Here is a 19916-nt window from a genome sequence, read left to right as displayed (position 1 = left end):
TCATGGGGTGCCCCTCGAGATCATCCCACCTCTGTACGCCGCCGGCCTGCCGTGCCACGGAAACGACTCTGCGTTGTGGTTCTCAGAGTCCCCTGCCGCCCTCGAGGTGGCCAAAGACCGCTGCCTCGACTGCCCGGTGATGCGGGAGTGCCTCTCCGGCGCCCTGGCCCGCTCGGAGCCGTGGGGCGTCTGGGGCGGCGAGATCGTCGAGCGCGGCCAGGTGGTCACCCACAAGCGTGGCCGCGGGCGGCCTCGCCGCCAAGCGGCCTAGCCGTGCGCTGACTCCATGCCCAGGCTTTCGGCGAGCTTCGCGACCTGGGCAGGGTCTGCGTACGCCTCGATCTCGGTGATCCGGCCGTCGACCACGGTGAACGCCATGACGCTGTAGAGCCTCCCGTGGACGGTGACCGCGACGCCGGCGGAGCCGTTGACGAGAGCAGGATGGGTGACGCGGTCGGCATGGGCATACATGACCGCGTTGCCGGCGACCTTCGCGGCGCCGCGGTAGGTGGTGATCCCGGAACCAATGTCGGCCCGCAGGACGACATCGGGATGGAGGGCACCGATCAGGCGGTCCAAGTCGCCGTCCTGGGCCGCTGCGAAGAAGGCGTCGACGACCTCGCGCTGTGCGGTGACAGCGGCCTCCGGCGTACGACCTCTGACCCTCCGCCGAGCCCTGCTCGCGAGCTGCCGGGTCGAGTCCGAGGAGCGGTCGAGCATCGTCGCGATCTCGTCGAAGGGCACGGCGAAGAGGTCGTGGAGTACGAAGGCCAGCCGCTCGTCGGGGGAGAGCTGGTCGAGCACGACCAGGAGAGCGAGGCTGACCGAGTCGGCGAGGACCGCCCGTTCGGCCGGATCCTGCCTCGTGCCGTCGTCGAGGACGACCGACGGGTCCGGCAGCCCGGCCTCGAGAGGCCCGGCGGCCAGGGACACCTCGCCCCGGGTCTTGCGTGAGCGCAGCATGTTGAGCGAGACGCGGGCCACCACCGTCGTCAGCCAGGCGCCGATGTTGTCGATCTCGTCGGCGTCGCTCCTGCTCAGCCGGACCCAGGCGTCCTGGACGGCGTCCTCGGCCTCGGCGGCCGAGCCGAGCAGCCGGTAGGCCACCCCGAACAGCTGTCGCCGCTCCTCCTCGAACCGTTTGGCCAGCCACTCCTGTTGCATCGTCTGCTCCCTGGTTCTCTAGGTCTCTGGGTCTTCTCGCCCCATGGACCCGACCCGTGAAGCAGATCAGATGTGACCGATCCGGTGAAAGAACTTTTTCTTTCACCGACCCGTCACACCTGCGCCGCCGCCCGGGTCGAGATGGCATGAGCAACCGAATGAAGAACCCAGCAGAAGTCATCCCGCAGGCCTTCAAGGGCATCGGCAACCTCCTGGCCGCAGTGGCCGAGGGCGGCCTCCCCGAGACCACGACCGAGCTCGTCGCCATCCGAGTGAGCCAGCTCAACGGCTGCGCCGCCTGCCTCCAAGGCCACGCCGTACGCCTCGCCGACGTCGGCATTCCGATCGAGAAGATCGTCGGTCTGGCCGCCTTCCGCGAGTCGCCCTTCTTCGACGACGCGGAGAAGGCGGCCCTCGCCCTCGCCGATGCCGTCACCCGCCTCGCTGACTCCGAGGACGCGGTGCCAGACGAGCTCTGGCGCGAGGTCACCAAGCACTACGACGAGAAGCAGACCGCCGCCCTGGTCCTCTGCATCGCCACCCACAACCTCTTCAACCGGGTCAACGTGACCGTGCGTGAGGACGCTGAGCACCCCTTCTGGCTCCGTTGATCCCTGGGCTGAGCGCTAGCTCAACGCCGCCGCGACGACCTCCTTGGCCTCCGCCTGGACGGCGGCCAGGTGGTCGGGGCCGCGGAAGGACTCGGCGTAGATCTTGTAGACGTCCTCCGTCCCCGACGGGCGGGCGGCGAACCAGGCCGACTCGGTGGTCACCTTCAGGCCGCCGATGGCCGCGCCGTTGCCGGGCGCCTCGGTGAGCTTGGCGGTGATCTCCTCACCGGCCAGGGTGGTGGCGGTGACAGCATCGGGGGAGAGGGCGGCCAGCTTGGCCTTCTCCTCGCGGGTGGCAGCGGCGTCGATACGGGCGTACGCCGGCTCGCCGTCGCCCCCAGGATTCAGCTCGGCGACCAGCTCGGCATAGCGCTCCGACGGCGACTTCCCGGTGCGGGCCATGATCTCGGAGGCGAGCAGGGCGAGGATGATCCCGTCCTTGTCGGTGGTCCAGACGGTGCCGTCGAAGCGCAGGAACGAGGCGCCCGCGGACTCCTCGCCGCCGAAGCCGAAGGAGCCGTCGATCAGACCCGGGACGAACCATTTGAAGCCGACCGGCACCTCGACCAGCGGCTTGTCGAGGGAGCCGGCGACCCGGTCGATCATCGAGGACGAGACCAACGTCTTGCCGATCCGCGCGGTGGCTGGCCAGTCCGGACGTGCGCCGCCGAAGAGGTGGTCGATCGCGACCGCGAGGAAGTGGTTGGGGTTCATCAGCCCGGCGTCGCGGGTGACGATCCCGTGCCGGTCGGAGTCGGCGTCGTTGCCGGTGGCGATGTCGAACTCCGGGTTGCCCTCCAGAAAGCGCACCAGCTCGGCCATCGCGCTGGGGGAGGAGCAGTCCATCCGGATCTTGCCGTCCCAGTCCAGCGGCATGAAACGCCACGTCGGGTCGACCAGCTCGTTGACCACGTTGAGCTTGAGCTTGTGCCGCTCGGCGATCTCGGCCCAGTAGGCGACCGAGGCGCCCCCGAGCGGATCCGCCGCGATCCGCACGCCCGACTCACGGATGGAGGCCAGGTCGACCACGTTGGGCAGGTCGTCGACGTAGGAGCCCAGGAAGTCGTACGCCTCGGCCTTCCGTCGCGCGGCAGCGAACGGCACCCGCTTGACGCCGGCTAGCCCCGCCCGGATCAGCTCGTTGGCCCGCGCGGCGATGACCTTGGTCGCGTCGGAGTCGGCGGGACCGCCGTGGGGCGGGTTGTACTTGAAGCCGCCGTCGGAGGGCGGGTTGTGGGACGGGGTCACCACGATCCCGTCGGCGAGGCCGCTCCCGGTGGTCGAGCCTGTCGAGACCGTCGAGCCTGTCGAGACCCGTCCGGCGTTGGCCCGAAGGATCGCGTGCGAGACCGCCGGCGTGGGCGTGTAGCCGTCACGGTCATCGACCAGGACACGTACGTCGTTGGCGACCAGCACCTCCAGCGCGCTCGCCCAGGCGGGCTCGGAGAGGCCGTGGGTGTCGCGCCCGATGAAGAGCGGCCCGTCGATCCCCTGCGAGGTCCGGTAGTCGACGATCGCCTGGGTCGTGGCCAGGATGTGCGCCTCGTTGAAGGCCGACCTGAGCGAGGAGCCGCGGTGCCCGGAGGTGCCGAAGACGACCTGCTGGGCCGGATCGTCGGGGTCCGGCTGCAGGTTGTAGTAGGAGGCGACCAGGTGAGGTACGTCGACCAGGTCGGCAGGTGTAGCGAGCGTTCCAGCGCGAGGGTCAGCCATGTGTCCCATCATGCCTACTGCCCCGTACTGTTCTCCCCATGCCCCTCGTCACCACCGAAATCAACGACGGCATCGCCCAGGTGCGCCTGAACCGCCCTGACAAGCTCAACGCGCTGACGCTCGACCTGCTCCGGGAGCTGGTCGCCACCGCCAAGATGCTCAGCAAGAACCACGACCTGCGAGCGGTGGTCATCGCCGGTGAGGGAGACGCGTTCACCGCCGGTCTCGACTTCGCCTCGGTCCTGCGTGACCCGAAGAAGGTCGTCGGCGCGTTCCTGCCCGTCCCCTTCCGCGGCACCAACCTCTTCCAGGAGTCGGTCTGGGCCTGGCGTCGGCTGCCGGTCCCGGTGATCGCGGCCATCCACGGCCACTGCCTCGGCGGTGGCGTGCAGATCGCGCTCGGCGCCGACTTCCGCATCGCCGAGCCCGACTCGCAGTGGTCGGTCCTCGAGGGCAAGTGGGGCATCATCCCCGACATGACCGGCATCCGGTCGCTCTCCGAGGTCGTCGGCATCGACACCGCCAAGAAGCTCACCATGACCGCCGAGCAGTTCTCCGGCGAGCGTGCCTACGAGCTGGGCCTGGTCACCGAGCTCTCCGCCGACCCGGTGGCCACCGCCACCGCCTTCGCTCGCAGGCTCTCCGAGCGCTCCCCGGACCAGCTCGCCGCCGCCAAGCGCCTCTTCAACGACACCTGGTACGGCCCCATCAAGCGCACCTTCTCCCGCGAGCGCATCGAGCAGGTCCGCCTCCTCTTCGGCGAGAACACCAAGATCGCCCGCGAGGCCGCCTTCAAGCGCGAGAAGCCGACCTACAAGCCCCGCCGCTGACCCTCATCCGCCGAAACGTCACCCCCGTCGTCCGAGACGTCACCCTCGTCGGCCGAAGCGTCATCTGTTGCCATCTCGCCCAGCGGGCGTGACTTCTCGGCCGACGTACCTGACGCCTCGGCGTGCTTGCGGCGGCGCTTGATCTCGCCCTGGGCGAGGAAGAAGGCGAGGACGACGGGCCAGACGTACTTGAGATGGTTCGCGGCCCACTTGACCCATTCGGGGACCTGTACGTTCGGCAGGTCCGGCCAGGGGATCGCCGGCCACGGGATGCTGGGGAGGTCGGGGAGCGGCAGGTCGGGGAGGTCCGGCAGGTTCGGGAGGTCGAGGTCCGGGAGCGAGATCCGGGCGATGATCCAGGCGACGACCATCGCGCCGACGATGCCCGCGATCACCCCGCCGACGCCGCCCAGGGTCTCGATGAGCGCATAGCGCCTGGGATGTTCGATCACCCGGCGTTCGTACGCAGCGGCCCGTGACCCCGGCTCGGGGGTCAGGTCTACGCCGCCGACGCCGGTCAGGCCGGCCAGCCCTTCTTCAGGCGTGAAGTAGGTCGCGCGCCGCGGCGTACCGAGTCCGGAGTGGATCACGAGCAGGGTCCCGTGCTCCTTGCTCTCGAGCCGAGCCCGGTCGTCGGAGGTCTTCCGGGCGAGGATCTCTTCGCCGTCGACGGTCCACACGAACGTACGGATGATCTCTCCGGTCACCTCGAGGTGATGGGTGTTCCCGGAGATCGTTCGCGACCAGATCTGGGCCTTCTTGCTCACCCCTCGAATCTAGAAGTCGGGGCACCGCGGTGGCATCGGCCGCAGGTAGCGACCGAAGTCAGACTTTGGTCAGGGATAGGACAGTCCGGTGGTCTGCTCGGAGAGCTCCCACAGCGCCCGCGCCGCGTCCGGGTCGCGTGCGAGGCGAGACGCGGAGACCGGCTTCGGGAGGCCGCCGCCCTCGAAGACGCCGCTCGGACCGATGTACGTCGCGGGCTCGAGCCCCGGGTAGGTCGCCGCCATCAGCGCCGGCCAGGCGCCGGCCTCCGGGGTCTGCCCCGTCGCCCGGACGAATGCCTCGCCGATGCTCGCGATCGGCGCGATCATGGTCCGGGCAGCCCCGTTCGCCATCAGGTGGGTGGCGGCGAGCCCGGGGTGGGCGGCGTACGCAGCGATCGGCACCCCTGCCTTCTCCAGGCGTCGCTGGAGCTCGAAGGTGAAGAGCAGGTTGGCGAGCTTGGACTGCGAGTAGACGCCCCACGGCGAATAGCGGCCGACCTGCGCCGTCGGGAAGCCGAGCGGTGCTTTGCGGGCGACCTTGTGCGCCACGCTCGCCATGGTCACGATCCGCCCTTCGCCGCTCTCGGCCAGCGGCTCGAGCAGCAGCCCGGTCAACAGGAACGGCCCGAAGTGGTTGGTCGCCATCTGCAGGTCGAGGTCGTCGACGGTCCGCGACTGTGGTGTCGCCATCACCCCGGCGTTGTTGACCAGCAGATGGAGCGGCCCGCCGCCTTCGAAGGTCGCCGCCGCGATCGCCTCGGCCCCGGCTCGCACCGCCTGGAGCGAGGAGAGATCGAGGGCTACCCGGTCGAGCCGGGCGCCCGGAACCTCCTCGGTCAGCGCTTCAGCGGCGGCGTCGAGCTTCTCCCAGGACCGCCCCGCCAGGATCACGCGCGCCCCGGCCGCGACGAGGCCACGCGCGACGAAGTAGCCGATCCCGCCCAGCGTCGGGCCGGTCACCACGGCGTTCTTGCCGGTCAGGTCGGGAATGTCGGAGGTCGTCCACGCCATGCGGCCACACTAGGCGGCCAGTCAACACAACGAACGCATTTGCTCCGCCGCCCGCCCCGTCGATGCCGCCATCGTCAGCCCAGCCCGCCCAGCCCGCCCAGCCCGCCCAGCCCGCCCAGCCCGCCCAGCGCGAGGCCGGCCGCGATCGCGATCATCGTGCACCCGATGAGGGTGTCCAGCACCTGCCACGCCCGCCGGCTGGCGAGCAACGGAGCGAGGAACCGGGCGCCGTACCCGAGCCCGGAGAACCACACGATGCTGGCCAGGCAGCCGCCGATCGCGAACCCCCAGCGAGCAGAGCCGTACGTCGCCGCGATCGACCCGTGCAGCACCAGTGTGTCGATGTAGACGTGCGGGTTGAGCCAGGTGAAGGCGGCAGCCTTGGCGACCACGCGGGAGCGTGTCTCGCGAGGCGCGTCCATGGCATCCAGAGCCCCGGGCCGCAGCACCCGGCGGAACGAGCCGATGCCGTACCAGCCGAGGAACACCACCCCGAACCAGCGCAGCGCCTCCAGCGCCCACCCGGCGTGCGAGACGATCGCGCCCATCCCGCCGACGCCCGCACAGATCAGCACCAGGTCGGAGACCGCGCACACGCTCACCACGACCAGCACGTGCGAGCGCAGGATGCCCTGACGCAGGACGTACGCGTTCTGCGACCCGAGGGCGACGATGAGGCTGAGTCCGGTCAGCAGGCCGGCGAGGATGGCGGTGATCACTCCGGCGACGCTAGAGCCTGACAGATCTACAGACCAACGAAAGAATCTTACCAAAGATAAGCCACACTTAAGCCATGCCTGCTCTCGACCCGACCCAGCTCGAGACCCTCGTCGTCATCGCCGAGGAAGGCACCTTCGACGCCGCGGCGCGACGCCTCCACATCACCCCGAGCGCGGTCAGCCAACGGATCCGCGCGCTCGAGCGCGCGGCCGGCCAGGTGCTGGTGCGGCGTACGACCCCCTGCACGCCCACCGAGGCAGGTGAGCCGCTGATCAGGCACGGACGTCAGCTCCGGCTGCTGCTCGCGGAGGCCGCCGCGAGCCTGAACGCCGGCGACGACAGGGACGACAGCGACGGCGGCGCCGTCGTCGACCTCTCGGTCGTGGTCAACGCGGACACCCTCGCGACCTGGTTCCGCCCGGTGCTCGACGAGGTCGCGACCTGGGACCGGACGGCGCTGCGGATCACCGTCGAGGACCAGGGCTACTCGGCCGACGCGCTGCGCCGCGGCGAGGTCCTCGCCGCGGTCACCAGCGAGCCGAAGCCGGTCCAGGGCTGCACCGTCGAGCCGCTCGGCCGCCTCCGCTACACCCCGGGCGCGACCCCGGCGCTCGTCGAGCGCCACCGGCGGGGGAGAGGCATCGACTGGGGAGCGATGCCGATGATCATCTACAACGAGAAGGACCATCTCCAGGACGAGGTGCTGGCGGCACACGGCGCGACCCGGCCGCCGGTCGTCCACCGCGTCCCGAGCAGCCACGACTTCCACGAGGCCATCCGCCGCGGCCTCGGCTGGGGGATGCTCCTCGACGCTCAGGCCGAGGCCGACCTCGAGACCGGCGCGACGATCCCGCTTCCCGGCGCGAAGCCCATCGACATCCAGCTCTTCTGGCAGCGCTGGCGGCTGGACTCGATCGCACTGGACGACCTGAGCGAGGCCGTACGCCGCGCGGCCCGCTCGCAGCTACGCCGGCCGAATGCCCGGCGAGCCGGTCAGGCCCGGCCGCCGGGGTAGCTCGCCGTCTCAGGCCGTACGCCGCGCCCCGGCCACCCCACGAGCCGCGATCCCGAGCAGCACCAGCAGGAGCGCACCGAAGGCGATCATCGCCGGGTCCGTGGCGACGTACTGCAACAGGACCCCCAGCAGCACCACCGGCACCGTGATCCCCAGGTACGCCATCAGGAAGAGCCCGGCCAGCGCCTCGCCACGGCCGTCCTCCGGTGCCACCGAGATCACGGTGGCGATCGCCGCCTTGAAAGACATCCCGCCGCCGGCCCCGGTGACGAGGGCCCCGACGACCAGCACCCAGAACGTGCCGGACAGGAGGGCGCCGACGACGAGGAGCAGTCCCGCGGCCAGCGCGAGCAGCCCGGCGACGTACAGCCTCCGGCGCGGCCAGCCCCCGGCCAGCACCTGGAAGAGCGCCGCGGCCCCGAAGATCGAGAACCCGACCACGCCGGCGACGGCGTGCGAGCGAATGTCCAGATCCTCGGCGAGGAACGACGGCACCAGCGAGGTGAAGAAGCCGAACATCGCGAACGTCACGAAGCTCGCCATCCCGGCCGCGAAGTAGGCGCCGCGCGCGTCCGCCGGCACCCGCACCCGCTGCGGCCGGTAGGTCCAGTCCGGCTGGTCGGTGTCGACCGTCTCCGGTGCCGCCACGACCGCCAGCAGCCCGAGCACCATCAGGAACGCGAAGACCACGTACGGCGTGTAGAGCGGCTGCGGCGCCCATTCGGCCAGCGCGCCGGCGATCAGCGGACCCAGCCCGAGGCCACCGACGTTGGCCGCGGTCGCGACCGCCTCGGCGCGGGTCGTCGAGGCCTCCGGGCGGCTACGCCGGTGCAGCTCGGCGAGATGGGCCGTCGCCGTCGCGGTCAGCATCCCGACTCCGAGACCGGACAACAGCCGCGCCAGCAGCAGCCAGCCCAGCTCGTGGGTCGAGAGGAAGATCAGCGCGGAGAGCACGTTGAGCAGCACCGCCGGTGCCACCACCCGCCGCCGCCCGAACCGGTCCGAGAGGTGACCGGCGAGGAAGAGCGAGATCGCCACCCCCGCGCCGTACGTCGCGAACACCACGGTGATCACGAACGAGCCCCATCCCTGCTCGTCGACGTAGAAGACGTAGAGCGGTGCCGGCGCGGACGCGAAGCCCATCGTCACGGCGAACAGGAACGCCACCGACCAGAACCCGCGAGCGTGATGGACAGAGCTCGTACGCAGCCGGCGATCGGTCGAAGTGGTCACGTGACTTCTCAACCACTCCCGGTGCCCACATCATTCCGCCGGACGCGCCACGGCCCGCCCGGAGAACCGGGCGGGCCGCAGCGTACATGCAGGTCAGACTCTGCAGATCAGGATCAGAAAGCCGACTCGGGCAGATCCATGATCGAGTTGTCGATCGCCTCGGCGATGGCCCGCTCAGCGGTCAGCTTGGGCAGGTTGTAGGAGGCGAAGAACTTCGCGGCGGCGACCTTGCCGGTGTAGAAGTCCGTGTCCTTGCTCGCCAAAGAATTGGACGCAGTGCCGGCAAGGGCCGCGAGGGCGATCTCCGCCTGGCGCAGCAGCAGCCACGCGACCACGACGTCGCCGACGGCGAGCAGCAGGCGCGAGGTGTTCTGGGCGACCTTGTAGATGTTGGTGATCTCCTCCTGGGAGGCCATCAGGTCGTTGAACATGTGGCCGACCATCGCGTTGACGTCCTCGAGCGCGGTCGCGAGCAGGGCGCGCGACTCCTTGAGCTCGGCGGAGCCCTCGTTGTCGAGGAAGGCCTGGATCTCACCGGCGACCTGGCCGAGCGCAGCACCCTGGTTCTTCACGATCTTGCGGAAGAAGAAGTCCTGGCCCTGGATCGCGGTGGTGCCCTCGTAGATCGAGTCGATCTTGGCGTCGCGGACGTACTGCTCGATCGGGTACTCCTGCAGGAAGCCCGAACCGCCGAAGGTCTGCAGCGACTCGGTGCCGAGCAGGGTCCAGGCGCGCTCGGAGCCGTAGCCCTTGACGATCGGCAGCAGCAGGTCGTTGACCGCGGCGGCCAGCTTGTTCTCGTCGGAGCCGTCCTCGGTGAGGATGACCTTCTCCTGCCACGAGGTCGTGTAGTAGACCAGCGCGCGCATGCCCTCGGCGAACGACTTCTGCACCAGCAGCGAGCGGCGCACGTCGGGGTGGTGGGTGATCGTGACGCGCGGGTCGGTCTTGCCGGCGGCGACGAGGTCGGCGCCCTGGACGCGGGTCTTGGCGTACTCCAGCGCGTTCAGGTAGCCGGTCGACAGGGTCGCGATCGCCTTGGTGCCGACCATCATCCGAGCGTTCTCGATGACGTCGAACATCTGGCGGATGCCGTCGTGCACCTCGCCGAGCAGCCAGCCCTGGGCGGGCTCGCCGCCGCCGACCTGCGGGTCGCCGAAGGTGAGCTCGCAGGTGTTGGACACCTTGATGCCCATCTTGTGCTCGACGTTGGTGACGTACGCACCGTTGCGCTCGCCGGTGAGCTCACCGGTCTCGTGGTCGAAGTGGTACTTCGGCACGAGGAAGAGGGAGAGGCCCTTGGTGCCCGGGCCGCCGACGCCCTCGACGCCCTTCGGGCGGGCGAGGACGAGGTGCATGATGTTCTCCTGCAGATCCGACTCGGCGCTGGTGATGAAGCGCTTGACGCCGGTGATGTTCCAGGAGCCGTCCTCGTTGGGGGTGGCGAAGGTCTTGCCGGCGCCGACGTCGGAGCCCGCGTCGGGCTCGGTCAGCACCATGGTGGAGCCCCACAGCTTCTCGACCATGATCTCGGCGATGCGCTTGTCGCGGTCGTTGCCGTTCTCGTAGACGACCTTCGAGAAGAACGGACCGGCGGCGTACATCCAGATCGCCGGGTTGGCGCCGAGCAGCATCTCGGCGGTCGCCCACACGAGGGAGTTGGGCGCGGGCTGGCCGCCGATCTCCTCGGGCGTGTGCAGGCTCCAGAAGCCCGACTCCATCCACGCGTCGTAGGACTTCTTGAACGCGGCCGGGACCGGCGCGGTGTTGGTCTTGGGGTCGAAGACCGGCGGGTTGCGGTCGGCCTCGACGAACGACTCGGCGAGGTCCTCGCGCGAAAGCCGGTCGACCTCGGCGAGGATCTCCTTAGCCGTGTCGATGTCCAGATCCGCGAAGGGTCCGGTGCCGAGCACCTTGTCGGTGCCGAAGACCTCGAACAGGTTGAACTCGATGTCGCGGAGATTGCTCTTGTAGTGGCTCACTGATCCACCTTCATAACCTTTGTCGGATGTACCAGTTGCGGGAGCGCCGATCGGCACGCACTACTGGCGGGTAACATCAAGAATAGGCTCGCCTTCAAGGGGTGGCAAGCCCGGGGCTACTCACGAGTAAGGGTCTTGCTCACATTTGCTAGCATCAAGTAGATAGAACACGTTCCAGTTTCGGCGTACGATCTGCCGCATGACCTCCTCCGACGCCATTACATGGAACGCCCCCGACGACGAACACCCCGCACGTACGGCCGGCCAGCGCTCCTATGCCGCCGTCGCCAAGGGTGACCTCGACGAGTGGCTGACGATCTACGCCGAGGACTGCGTGCTCGAGGACCCGGTCGGACCGTCGATGTTCGACCCCGAGGGCAAGGGCCACCACGGTCACGAGGGGCTCAGGGCGTTCTGGGAGAAGGCGATCGCCACGGTCCACAAGTTCGAGTTCGAGATCAACGACTCCTTCGCCAACCCCGAGGGCAACACCTGCGCCAACATCGGCAAGATCAAGACCAGCTTCCCAGACGGCAGCTACACGACCACCGAGCTGATCATGGTCTACACCGTGAACGACGAAGGCCGCATCGCCTCCATGAAGGCATTCTGGGAGCCCGAGCGCACCATGGCGAGCTTCACCTCCGCCTGAGAGCGTTGAGCGACCCGTCTGTGCTCATATGCGGCGGTCGGCGATCAGATCGACGGGTAGTGCGCACCGGTCGGGGGAGAGGTGCCCAGCCCGCCTACGACGGTGCATGAGTACGTCGCGCCGGCGCCGGGCTCAGACGCACACATGTCGCGGCCGCCCTGCCCCTTGACGACATCGGCATGGCGGCCGCCGACGAGGCGGTCCCGGTCGTCTCCGCCGAAGAGCCGGTCTCGGCCGTCGCCACCGGCGATCGAGTCTCGGCCGGGGCCGCCGGCCAGATAGTCGGCACCGCGGTAACCCTTGATCCAGTCGGCTCCACCACCGCCGTAGAGGCGGTCGTTGCCCGACTGGCCGGTGATGCTGTCGGGCCCGGTGCCGCCGTACGCCACGTCGCTTCCGGTTCCGCCCTTGACTGCATCCAAACCGGCCCCGCCGAAGAGCCGGTCGTCGCCGCCGTTGCCGCTCACAAAGTCGTCGCCCGGCCCGCCGGCCACAGCGTCGTTCCCGCCTGAGCCAAAGAGGTTGTCGGAGCCTGCCTCGCCGTAGATGCGGTCATTGCCACCCTGGCCTTCGATGAGGTCGTTCCCGTCGCCGCCGTAGAGAGTGTCGCCACTGTCGGTTCCACTGCTCTCGATGCGGTCGCCAGGGTTGTAATGGCCATGGATGGCGTCGTTACCGCCCATGCCCCAGATGACGTCGGAGCCGGTGCCGCCGCGCAGCTGGTCCCTGCCGGATGTTCCGTGGATCCGGTCGTTGCCGGGGCCGCCGAAAGCGTACGTCGACCAGATCTCGTCGTCTCCGCCCTGTCCGAAGACGATGTCGGTGGCGTGGATCTTGTCATCGCCGTCGCCGCCGCAGACGACGTCGTTCGAGTCGGCATAGATGGTGTCGGCGCCGGGCGTGCCGAGGATGAAGTCCTGGTCGGGCGAGGTCCTCGGAGTCTGTCCCCGATTCATGTCGACGGTGACCGCCTCTCCTCCGCAGGTTGCGACCGCGTTCGCGGAGCTGGTGGTCAGCACGATTCCGGGGATGACCAGGAGGGACGCTGTTGAGAGGAGAAGAGAGGCGCGCACAACGGCACACCCTAGAGGGCATCAGGCATGGGCGTACTCGGCGTTTCTTTGCCGTTGAACGACTGTTGTCGGGGCGAGCACTCGCGCGTCAACCCTGAGCGTGCTCGGCGATCCACTCGACCAGCGGACGTACGGCCCGCCAGTCCTTCTTCACCTCGCCGACCAGGTCGGGAGTATGGATGATCGGCTCGAAGCCGATGGTGCGGCCGAGATGGATCGACTTGTAGCGGAGGAGCTCGATCTTGGGGTGCTCCTTGTCGATGCCGCGCGGGGCGGTCTTGAGGCGGTCGCCGGTGACCTCGTACCCCTTCTTCTCCGCGACCGCGAGGCGCTTCTCCAGGTCAGCGCCGTAGTGGTCGTGGACGATCGCGTCGCGGAAGGCCGCCAACCGGGGCGGCTCGAACCAGTAGCAGCCGCCGCCGGTGCGGATGCCGCGAGGCGAGACCTCGACGTAGTAGCCGGTCTGCGGTGCCACGGCCACGAAGGCGCCCTGGTGGGTCTTGTAGGGGAGCTTGTCCTTCGAGAAACGTACGTCGCGGTAGGGCCGGAAGATCTTGGCGCTGCCGAACTCCTCGGCGAGCTCGTCGGTGAGCGCCTTCATCGGCGCGTGCACCGACTCCTTGTAGATGTGCTTGTTGGCCTCCCAGAACGACTTGGTGTTGTCGACCTCGAGGTCGTCGTAGAAGTCGAGCGCTGCCACCGGGAAACATTCAAAAGCCACGAGCCCCATCGTACGAGGCGTTTGCTCACTCGGCGTATCGCTAAACACCTGGGATCTGGATGGTGTCCGCTACCCGGCGGGCGTGCTCGGCCATGGCGCGGGCGATGTTGGCGGACTCGCCGAGGTGGCGGGCGGGGTCGAGCAGTCCGTCGATCTCGTCGCGGCTGAAGTGGGCCGAGACCTCGGGGGAGGCGGCGAGCAGCGAGGCGAAGTCGATGTCGTCGACCGCGGAACGCTGGGCGAGCTCGAAGACGACGTCGTGGGCGACCTGGCGGCCGATGCGCTCGCCGAGCTCGAGCATCAGGGACTCGGAGCCGATGAGGCCGCCGGACAGAGCGAGGTTGGCACGCATCCGCTCCTCGTCGAAGGTCAGGCCGGTGAAGATGACCACGAGCCTGGCGAGCACGTCCCCGGCCAAGCGGGAAGCCTGTGCGACCGCGTCCTCGAGGATGCCGGTCATGGCGCCATTGGCCTCGTGGTCGTGGAGCATCGACTCCATCGCAGGTGCGACCAGCCCGCGTAGCTGGGTGGCGGCCGTGATCACGTCCAAGGTCAGCTGCGGGTTGCGCTTGTGGGGCATCGTCGAGGAGCCGATGGTGCCCTCGGGGATCGGCTCGAAGGCCTCCCCGAACTCGGGCTGCATCATCGAGTAGACGTCCTTGCCGATCTTGCCGGCGGTGCCACCGAGCATCCCCAGGATCGAGACCCACTCGACCATGCCGTCGTTGATCGCGCGTGAGGGGACCGGCATCGAGCCCATGTCGAGCCGGGAGGCCGTCTCGGTCTCGATCGCGCGGCCGTGGGTGCCGAAGGACGCCATCGTGCCCGCGGCTCCACCCATCAAGAGCCGGAAGACGCGGTCCTCCACCGAGCGGAGCCGGTCGACGTGGGCGGCGATCTCGTCGATCCAGATGGCGACCTTGAATCCGAAGGTGATCGGGACGGCGTGCTGAGAGTGCGTACGCCCCGGCATCGGCACCTCGGCGCCGGCCTCGGCGACCTTCGACAGCGAGCGGAGCAGATCACCGAGCAGGTCGAGGATCTTGTCGTGCGCCTGGCGCAGCAGGATCAGGTCGGCGGTCTGGGTGATGTTCTGCGTGGTGGCGCCCCAGTGGACCCAACCACCGTGCTTCGCGCCGACGACCCGGCAGAGTTCTTCGACCAGCGGTGTCAGCGGATGGCTGTGCTCGGCGGTGGCCTTCTCGATGCGGTCCAGGTCGAGCTTGTCCAGGTCGGCCGCCTCGGCGATCGCCTCACCGGCCTCTGCCGGGATCACCTTCACGGCCGCCTCGGCCCCGGCCAGCGCCGCCTCGACGTCGAGCCGCGCCTGCAGGCGCGCTTCGTAGGTGAACAGGTCTCCGATGCCGTGGTCGGGGACTCGTCCGTCGGTGAATCGGCTGGTCGAGCCCGCGGGCATGTCTAATGATCCTTTACGCGTCGTTCACACATCGATTGGAAAACAGAGTCCCAATCTTAATGGACGCACCGCGAAACCAACGGCGATCGTGTGCTCCATCACTTGGATCGTGCAAGCGAGCCGATCGAGGCCGCGCCAACGGAACGGCCGTGGATCACGGCTGCTTCGGTCGTCTCAGGACGAGATACACCGCAAACACCGGAATGCCGATGGTGACGACGGCGGTGAGCGCGGTGACCGCGAAGACGATCAGGAGTTCGGGCAACTGCACGGGCGGGACCATACCGGCGGCGCGAGACTGGCGGGCCACGGACCGTCAGTCTCACCGGATCACACGGTTCGTGCTGCGTGTGGTGCGCCCTCTCGGGCGGCAATGTGCAGGAGGTTCGTGCTTCCGTTGAGTGTTACCTGGTCGCCGAGAAGATCTCCGAGGGACTTCAGCAGGGGCTCGCGAACGCCGGCTTCCGCGACCGCATACTGCGATGTCGTCCTCAGCAGGGTGAAGTAGTCCTCAACTGGTAGCCGCCAGGGCCACTCGTAGGTCCGGACATCAACGAGGCTCAGGGTCGGCTCGGCCGCGATCTCGGATTCGGCCCAGCTGCCGTCCGCTCGATGATCCTCCACGTCCGGTTGGAGCCCGCAGCCGTGATCTGAATAGAGCGTCCGGACGGCGGCGACGTCATGCGCCTGCGGGGCGAGCTGCCAACCGTTCCAGAAAAGGTACGCCCGCCCATCGGCGCGGATAAGAGAGGCCAGGCGGGACCATCGTGTCGTCGGGTCGGTCCAGTGAAACGACTGCGCGGAGACGATCACGTCGTACGCGTGGGTAGCGTCGACGTCCTCGAATGCTGCCTGGGTCAGGGTGCACTGTCCGCTGAGCGCTTCTTCCTGGAGGCGACTGGCCAGGATCCCGAGCATGTCCCCAGAGGGCTCGACAACTTCGATCGTGGCTCCACGCCGGGCAAGAGGCAGCGTTGCTCGCCCCGTGCCCGCCCCGACCTCCAGCACGCGGCCGTGGATCCGTGGGCCTGCGCTCGCGCAGATGTCTTCGAACAGCTGAGTTGGGAACTCCGGTCGCAGACGCTCGTACTCGCCAGCCCCGTGCTCGAATGACTTTGCTCGCGTGATCCTGTCGTCCGCATCCACGTGAGGAAGGTACCTGCGCTCCTACGACGACGACGCCTGAATGCCGCGTCGAGTCGGGAGCATCCCCGGGGCAACTGAGGCCCAAACAGAAACCCGCACTGACGCCGATGTCGACGAGAGTACGGGCTGATCTGCTGTGATACGTGGAGCGGACGACGAGATTCGAACTCGCGACATCAACCTTGGGAAGGTTGCGCTCTACCAACTGAGCTACGTCCGCAGGTGCGACGGGAATGTTACCCCACGCTCCCCAGCAGGTGTGAAAAGTGGTCGGGAAAGTCGCGCCGTCGTCCCCGGCGCCCGGCTGCGTTAGGTTTGCCTCGTGCTGCTGAGCGACAAGGACATCCTGACCGAGATCCACGATGGACGGATCGTCATCGACCCGTGGGACGAGTCGATGCTGCAGCCGTCGTCCGTCGACGTACGTCTGGACCGGTTCTTCCGGGTCTTCGACAACCACAAGTACGCCACGATCGACCCGGCCGTGGACCAGTCCGAGCTCACCCGGCAGATCGAGACCGAGGGCGACGAGCCGTTCATCCTGCATCCGGGGGAGTTCGTGCTCGGGTCGACCTACGAGACCGTCAGCCTGCCCGACGACATCGCCGCGCGCGTCGAGGGGAAGTCGTCGCTGGGGCGCCTCGGGCTGCTCACCCACGCGACCGCCGGCTTCGTAGACCCGGGCTTCTCGGGCCACGTGACGCTCGAGCTGGCCAACGTCGCGACGCTGCCGATCAAGCTCTACCCGGGCATGAAGATCGGGCAATACTGCTTCTTCAGGCTCACGTCGCCCGCGCAGAACCCCTACGGCAGCGAGAAGTACGGGAGCCGCTACCAGGGCCAGCGCGGCCCGACCGCCTCGCGCAGCTTCCAGAGCTTCCACCGCACCAAGATCTGAGCGACCGGTGGGCGAGGTCTTCGCGGGGCGCTACGAGTTGCTGGAGCCCATCGCGGAGGGAGGGATGGGCGCGGTCTGGCAGGTCCACGACCGCCGCGAGGGCGACGTCAAGGCGGCCAAGCTGCTGCGCCAGCGCGATGCCTCCTCCCTGCTCCGGTTCATCCGCGAGCAGGCAACCCGGATCCATCACCCGCACGTCGTGACCCCGCTCGGCTGGGCCGGCGAGGACGACAACGTGCTGTTCACGATGCCGCTGCTGCGCGGTGGCTCGGTCGCCATGCTGGTGGGCGACTACGGCGCGCTCTCCGAGCAGTGGGTCGTCGCGATCCTCGACCAGACGCTGTCCGGTCTCGAGGCGGTGCACGCCGCCGGTGTGGTGCACCGCGACGTGAAGCCGGGCAACCTGCTGCTGGAGGTGACCGGCGCGGGCGTCCCGCACGTGCGGCTATCCGACTTCGGGGTGGCCGTGCCCGCCGACCAGCCGCGGCTCACCGAGGCCAACGTGACGATCGGTACGCCGGGCTACATGGCGCCTGACCAGGGCTTCGACCCCGACCCGCGCGACGACCTCTACGCCACCGCCGTCACCGGCCTGCACCTGCTCACCGGGGTGAGGCCACCGCACGATGCTGCGTACGTCCCGGCGACTCCGCTGGGGCAGCTGCTGCTGCGTGCCGTTGGCGAGGATCGCACCGCCCGGCCGCAGTCGGCCGGCGAGTTCCGCCAGCTGCTCGCTCAGGCAGTGCCCGCGCGGCCGTGGGAGCCGGGGGAGGCGGAGGTCCTGGACCAGTATGTCGCCGGGCGAACGTCGCCGCTGCCTCCGCCGCCGACGCCTCGGGACACCCGGGAGAAGACCGCGCTGCGGCGTACGGAACAGCACGACGACCGGCCGATGTGGCCGATCGTCGTGCTGGCGCTCGCCGGTTTTCTCCTGGTGGCGGGCAGTGTCTTCCTGCTGAGCTAGGCGCGCCGCCTCCGGATCAGCAGGACGGCCGCCGCGGCGAGCGCGGCGATCCCGAGCCCGGCCCCGCCGATGCCGGCGACCAGCTTGATCGTGTCGGATCCCTGATCGCTCTTCGCGCTCTCATCGGTAGGGGCGGAGCCCGTCTCGCCTGCACCCGAGCCGCCTGAGCCATCCGAGCCGTCCGCGGCCTCGGCGCCGTCGGCGGCGTTCAGGTCGAGAGCGGCGGTGGGCGCGGTCAGGCCGGAGACCTTCTCGTAGTCGGGCTCACCCTCGCCGTCCTCGCCGACGGTCTTGATGGTGAGGGTGTAGGGCACGTTGAAGTTCTCGTCGAGCTGGTAGTGCACCCTGACGTAGTGGACGCCCAGCAGCCCGGTCGAGGCCGCCGCGTCGGCGTAGTCGAATCGGTTGCGGTAGGCGACGACATTGGAGAGGGTGCCGGTCCGCCACGCGTCTGGGCAGTTCTGGAGCAGGCCGGTGCGGCACCAGCTCTCCGGCGCGTCGGTGCCGACGTCGATCGTGGCCTGGCCGCCGAGGGGTCCGATGACATCGAGCTCGACGCCCGCTCCGACTCCCCACTCCTTGCGGATCTCGTCGGTCATCCTGGCGTCGAACTGGGCCTGCAGGTGCTGGCCCCAGCCGACGGGGACGCCGATGACCTGGTTCTCGCCCGGGTTGATGTCGAAGGAGTAGGTGCCGTCCTCGACGATCGGCGCGTTGGCGATCGCGCTGCCCGGGACCATTCCCGCGGTCGGCTCGCCCGGGGTCAGCTCGGTCCATGTCGGCGGGTCGGGCTGGGCGGGCAGGGCATCGAGGGCGGCTGCACTGACCGACGGCTCCTCATAGGCCATCAGCTGGACCTGTTTGCCGGCGATGGCGCCGGTGTCCTTGCCGCCTGACTTGGTGTCGAAGAACAGCTCGTCGGCGGTGTTGCACGGGTCCTCCGGGTCGGTGTCCGCGCTGTGCGTGGAGCCGAAGATGAGCCGGCTGCCGTCGCCGTGCGTCGTGCTCTGCACGACGGCTCGCCGGCACGAGGTGAGATCGCCGTTCTCGTTCTCGACGCTGATCTGCGCGTTCAGGTTGCTGACCAGGTCCTCGGACTCTCCCTCGAAGATCAGGCCGAAGTGCACGGTGGTGCCTGGCGCGCTGCGCTTGAAGCGGTAGTAGCGCTCGCCGCGGGTCTGGATCGTGTCCAGATACTGTCCGGTCTTCACGACGGGCGCATTGGCCGCGTCGGGGGTGCCCTTCACCGGGGTGCCGGTGAACTCGAACGGCCGCAACGCCCGCTGCGAGGCGCCCGAGATCGACTCACCGATGCCCTCGGCGTCATCGGCGTCGTAGTAGGTGCCGTTGCCCTTCTCCGCGATGCACTCGAGCTGTCTGCGAGCCTTGCCGGAGACCGAGAGCCCGACGACGTCGATCTGCAGGTCGATGCCCTTGTCGGCGAGCGCCTGCGCGGCTGGGCAGGGGTCGCCGCAGGTCGACTCACCGTCGGAGACGAGGACGATCGACCGCTTTCCCTCGGCCCCGATGTCCTCGGCGGCGCGCTTCAGGGCAACCGGGATCGGGGTCTCGCCGTAGGGCTTGTAGCCGCTCACCGCGGACTTCAGGTCGGCGCGGTTGTCGGTGCCGGGTTCGACCACCAGCTGAGTGTCCTCGCAGGCGCCCTTCTGCTTGCGTCCGAACACCTTCGCGCCGAACACCCGCATGCCGACGTCGGCGCTCTCTGGCAGATCGTCGATCACGGTGTTGAGCGCCTGCTTGGCCGCCTCGATCTTGGTGCTGCCGCCGCCGGCCGGCTCCTTCATGGAACCGGAGGAGTCGAGCACCAGGATCATTCGGCCGTACGTCCCCTGGCTCGGCTCCTCGGCGGCGGCAGGGGCTGCACCGGTGCCGGCGACGGCTACGGTGAGCGCCCCGGCGAGGCCGGTGGCGATGACAAGTCCTAGGCGCATGGACAGCACCATAGATTCACTAACGTATACGGTGCAAGTACGTTTGC

General features: G+C 68.8%; 19 protein-coding genes and 1 tRNA gene. 7 read left to right on the top strand and 13 right to left on the bottom strand.

Annotated features, from left to right (window positions below; all coding sequences use genetic code 11):
• The first annotated feature begins 7 nt into the window (after window positions 1-7).
• A complete protein-coding gene (locus ABZZ22_RS03715) occupies window positions 8-271 on the top strand; it encodes a WhiB family transcriptional regulator (protein WP_354926930.1) in 264 nt (87 codons plus the stop codon).
• Here ABZZ22_RS03715 and ABZZ22_RS03710 read toward each other — a convergent pair.
• Complete coding sequence (locus ABZZ22_RS03710; protein WP_354926928.1) at window positions 268-1164, bottom strand: sigma-70 family RNA polymerase sigma factor; 897 nt, start codon at window positions 1162-1164, stop codon at window positions 268-270. The two genes, ABZZ22_RS03715 and ABZZ22_RS03710, sit on opposite strands and share 4 nt — an antisense overlap.
• Before the next feature lie 146 nt (window positions 1165-1310).
• Between ABZZ22_RS03710 and ABZZ22_RS03705 the strand changes: the two genes are divergently transcribed.
• Window positions 1311-1775: a carboxymuconolactone decarboxylase family protein gene (locus ABZZ22_RS03705; RefSeq protein ID WP_354926926.1), complete on the top strand. Its 465-nt coding sequence runs from the start codon at window positions 1311-1313 to the stop codon at window positions 1773-1775.
• A gap of 15 nt (window positions 1776-1790) precedes the next feature.
• On the opposite strand, the gene pgm is transcribed toward ABZZ22_RS03705, so the two are convergent.
• Window positions 1791-3488 carry a phosphoglucomutase (alpha-D-glucose-1,6-bisphosphate-dependent) gene (pgm, locus tag ABZZ22_RS03700; protein ID WP_354926924.1) on the bottom strand — a complete coding sequence of 566 codons (1698 nt, stop codon included), beginning with the start codon at window positions 3486-3488 and terminating at the stop codon, window positions 1791-1793.
• Between the two features lie 38 nt (window positions 3489-3526).
• Here pgm and ABZZ22_RS03695 point away from each other — a divergent pair, with 38 nt between their 5' ends.
• Complete coding sequence (locus ABZZ22_RS03695; protein WP_354926922.1) at window positions 3527-4318, top strand: crotonase/enoyl-CoA hydratase family protein; 792 nt, start codon at window positions 3527-3529, stop codon at window positions 4316-4318.
• On the opposite strand, the gene ABZZ22_RS03690 is transcribed toward ABZZ22_RS03695, so the two are convergent.
• From ABZZ22_RS03690 to ABZZ22_RS03680, 3 genes are all read right to left on the bottom strand, one after another.
• The gene (locus ABZZ22_RS03690; RefSeq protein ID WP_354926920.1) at window positions 4300-5085 is read right to left on the bottom strand and encodes a hypothetical protein; all 786 of its coding nucleotides are present in this window, start codon (window positions 5083-5085) and stop codon (window positions 4300-4302) included. The genes ABZZ22_RS03695 and ABZZ22_RS03690 overlap by 19 nt on opposite strands.
• 69 nt (window positions 5086-5154) lie before the next feature.
• Window positions 5155-6096 carry an oxidoreductase gene (locus tag ABZZ22_RS03685; RefSeq protein ID WP_354926919.1) on the bottom strand — a complete coding sequence of 314 codons (942 nt, stop codon included), beginning with the start codon at window positions 6094-6096 and terminating at the stop codon, window positions 5155-5157.
• Window positions 6097-6170: 74 nt separating this feature from the next.
• Entirely contained in the window at window positions 6171-6815 is a 645-nt protein-coding gene (locus tag ABZZ22_RS03680) for a LysE/ArgO family amino acid transporter (protein ID WP_354926917.1), read from the bottom strand.
• Window positions 6816-6889: 74 nt separating this feature from the next.
• On the opposite strand from ABZZ22_RS03680, the gene ABZZ22_RS03675 reads away from it, so the two are divergent.
• Window positions 6890-7831, top strand: coding sequence for an ArgP/LysG family DNA-binding transcriptional regulator (locus ABZZ22_RS03675; protein WP_354926915.1), 942 nt, complete (start codon window positions 6890-6892; stop codon window positions 7829-7831).
• A gap of 9 nt (window positions 7832-7840) precedes the next feature.
• Here the strand turns inward: ABZZ22_RS03675 and ABZZ22_RS03670 are convergent, their stop codons facing one another.
• On the bottom strand, window positions 7841-9064 hold the full coding sequence (locus ABZZ22_RS03670; RefSeq protein ID WP_354926913.1) for an MFS transporter: 1224 nt from the start codon (window positions 9062-9064) through the stop codon (window positions 7841-7843).
• 113 nt (window positions 9065-9177) lie between these two features.
• On the bottom strand, window positions 9178-11046 hold the full coding sequence (locus tag ABZZ22_RS03665; RefSeq protein WP_354926911.1) for an acyl-CoA dehydrogenase: 1869 nt from the start codon (window positions 11044-11046) through the stop codon (window positions 9178-9180).
• A gap of 199 nt (window positions 11047-11245) precedes the next feature.
• Here ABZZ22_RS03665 and ABZZ22_RS03660 point away from each other — a divergent pair, with 199 nt between their 5' ends.
• Window positions 11246-11698 (top strand): nuclear transport factor 2 family protein, encoded by a 453-nt coding sequence (locus tag ABZZ22_RS03660; protein WP_354926909.1) that lies wholly within the window; start codon window positions 11246-11248, stop codon window positions 11696-11698.
• A 44-nt stretch (window positions 11699-11742) separates the two neighbouring features.
• Here the strand turns inward: ABZZ22_RS03660 and ABZZ22_RS03655 are convergent, their stop codons facing one another.
• From ABZZ22_RS03655 to ABZZ22_RS03635, 5 genes are all read right to left on the bottom strand, one after another.
• Entirely contained in the window at window positions 11743-12654 is a 912-nt protein-coding gene (locus ABZZ22_RS03655; protein ID WP_354926907.1) for a calcium-binding protein, read from the bottom strand.
• A gap of 205 nt (window positions 12655-12859) precedes the next feature.
• Entirely contained in the window at window positions 12860-13501 is a 642-nt protein-coding gene (locus tag ABZZ22_RS03650) for a DUF2461 domain-containing protein (protein WP_354926905.1), read from the bottom strand.
• A gap of 31 nt (window positions 13502-13532) precedes the next feature.
• Entirely contained in the window at window positions 13533-14909 is a 1377-nt protein-coding gene (locus tag ABZZ22_RS03645) for an adenylosuccinate lyase family protein (RefSeq protein WP_354926903.1), read from the bottom strand.
• Between the two features lie 330 nt (window positions 14910-15239).
• Window positions 15240-16055: a class I SAM-dependent methyltransferase gene (locus tag ABZZ22_RS03640; RefSeq protein ID WP_354926901.1), complete on the bottom strand. Its 816-nt coding sequence runs from the start codon at window positions 16053-16055 to the stop codon at window positions 15240-15242.
• Between the two features lie 144 nt (window positions 16056-16199).
• Window positions 16200-16275: transfer RNA gene (locus ABZZ22_RS03635), tRNA-Gly, on the bottom strand.
• Between the two features lie 102 nt (window positions 16276-16377).
• On the opposite strand from ABZZ22_RS03635, the gene dcd reads away from it, so the two are divergent.
• Window positions 16378-16953 carry a dCTP deaminase gene (gene dcd / locus ABZZ22_RS03630; RefSeq protein WP_141794788.1) on the top strand — a complete coding sequence of 192 codons (576 nt, stop codon included), beginning with the start codon at window positions 16378-16380 and terminating at the stop codon, window positions 16951-16953.
• A gap of 7 nt (window positions 16954-16960) precedes the next feature.
• On the top strand, window positions 16961-17917 hold the full coding sequence (locus tag ABZZ22_RS03625; RefSeq protein ID WP_354926899.1) for a serine/threonine-protein kinase: 957 nt from the start codon (window positions 16961-16963) through the stop codon (window positions 17915-17917).
• On the opposite strand, the gene ABZZ22_RS03620 is transcribed toward ABZZ22_RS03625, so the two are convergent.
• A complete protein-coding gene (locus ABZZ22_RS03620; RefSeq protein WP_354926897.1) occupies window positions 17914-19869 on the bottom strand; it encodes a VWA domain-containing protein in 1956 nt (651 codons plus the stop codon). The genes ABZZ22_RS03625 and ABZZ22_RS03620 overlap by 4 nt on opposite strands.
• Between the last annotated feature and the right edge of the window lie 47 nt (window positions 19870-19916).

It is taken from the genome of Nocardioides sp. NPDC006273, from assembly GCF_040613495.1.
Taxonomy (GTDB): Bacteria; Actinomycetota; Actinomycetes; order Propionibacteriales; family Nocardioidaceae; genus Nocardioides.
Note: the sequence above shows the minus strand (reverse complement) of the source record. Positions and strands in the feature narration are given on the sequence as shown.

What these genes read in the sequence shown, in the direction of transcription:
- ABZZ22_RS03655 (WP_354926907.1), bottom strand. Translation starts at nt 12,654, where the DNA reads ATGAATCGGGGACAGACTCCGAGGACCTCGCCCGACCAGGACTTCATC.
- ABZZ22_RS03660 (WP_354926909.1), top strand. Translation starts at nt 11,246, where the DNA reads ATGACCTCCTCCGACGCCATTACATGGAACGCCCCCGACGACGAACAC.
- pgm (WP_354926924.1), bottom strand. Translation starts at nt 3,488, where the DNA reads ATGGCTGACCCTCGCGCTGGAACGCTCGCTACACCTGCCGACCTGGTC.
- ABZZ22_RS03675 (WP_354926915.1), top strand. Translation starts at nt 6,890, where the DNA reads ATGCCTGCTCTCGACCCGACCCAGCTCGAGACCCTCGTCGTCATCGCC.
- ABZZ22_RS03685 (WP_354926919.1), bottom strand. Translation starts at nt 6,096, where the DNA reads ATGGCGTGGACGACCTCCGACATTCCCGACCTGACCGGCAAGAACGCC.
- ABZZ22_RS03710 (WP_354926928.1), bottom strand. Translation starts at nt 1,164, where the DNA reads ATGCAACAGGAGTGGCTGGCCAAACGGTTCGAGGAGGAGCGGCGACAG.
- ABZZ22_RS03695 (WP_354926922.1), top strand. Translation starts at nt 3,527, where the DNA reads ATGCCCCTCGTCACCACCGAAATCAACGACGGCATCGCCCAGGTGCGC.
- ABZZ22_RS03645 (WP_354926903.1), bottom strand. Translation starts at nt 14,909, where the DNA reads ATGCCCGCGGGCTCGACCAGCCGATTCACCGACGGACGAGTCCCCGAC.
- ABZZ22_RS03705 (WP_354926926.1), top strand. Translation starts at nt 1,311, where the DNA reads ATGAGCAACCGAATGAAGAACCCAGCAGAAGTCATCCCGCAGGCCTTC.
- ABZZ22_RS03650 (WP_354926905.1), bottom strand. Translation starts at nt 13,501, where the DNA reads ATGGGGCTCGTGGCTTTTGAATGTTTCCCGGTGGCAGCGCTCGACTTC.
- ABZZ22_RS03620 (WP_354926897.1), bottom strand. Translation starts at nt 19,869, where the DNA reads ATGCGCCTAGGACTTGTCATCGCCACCGGCCTCGCCGGGGCGCTCACC.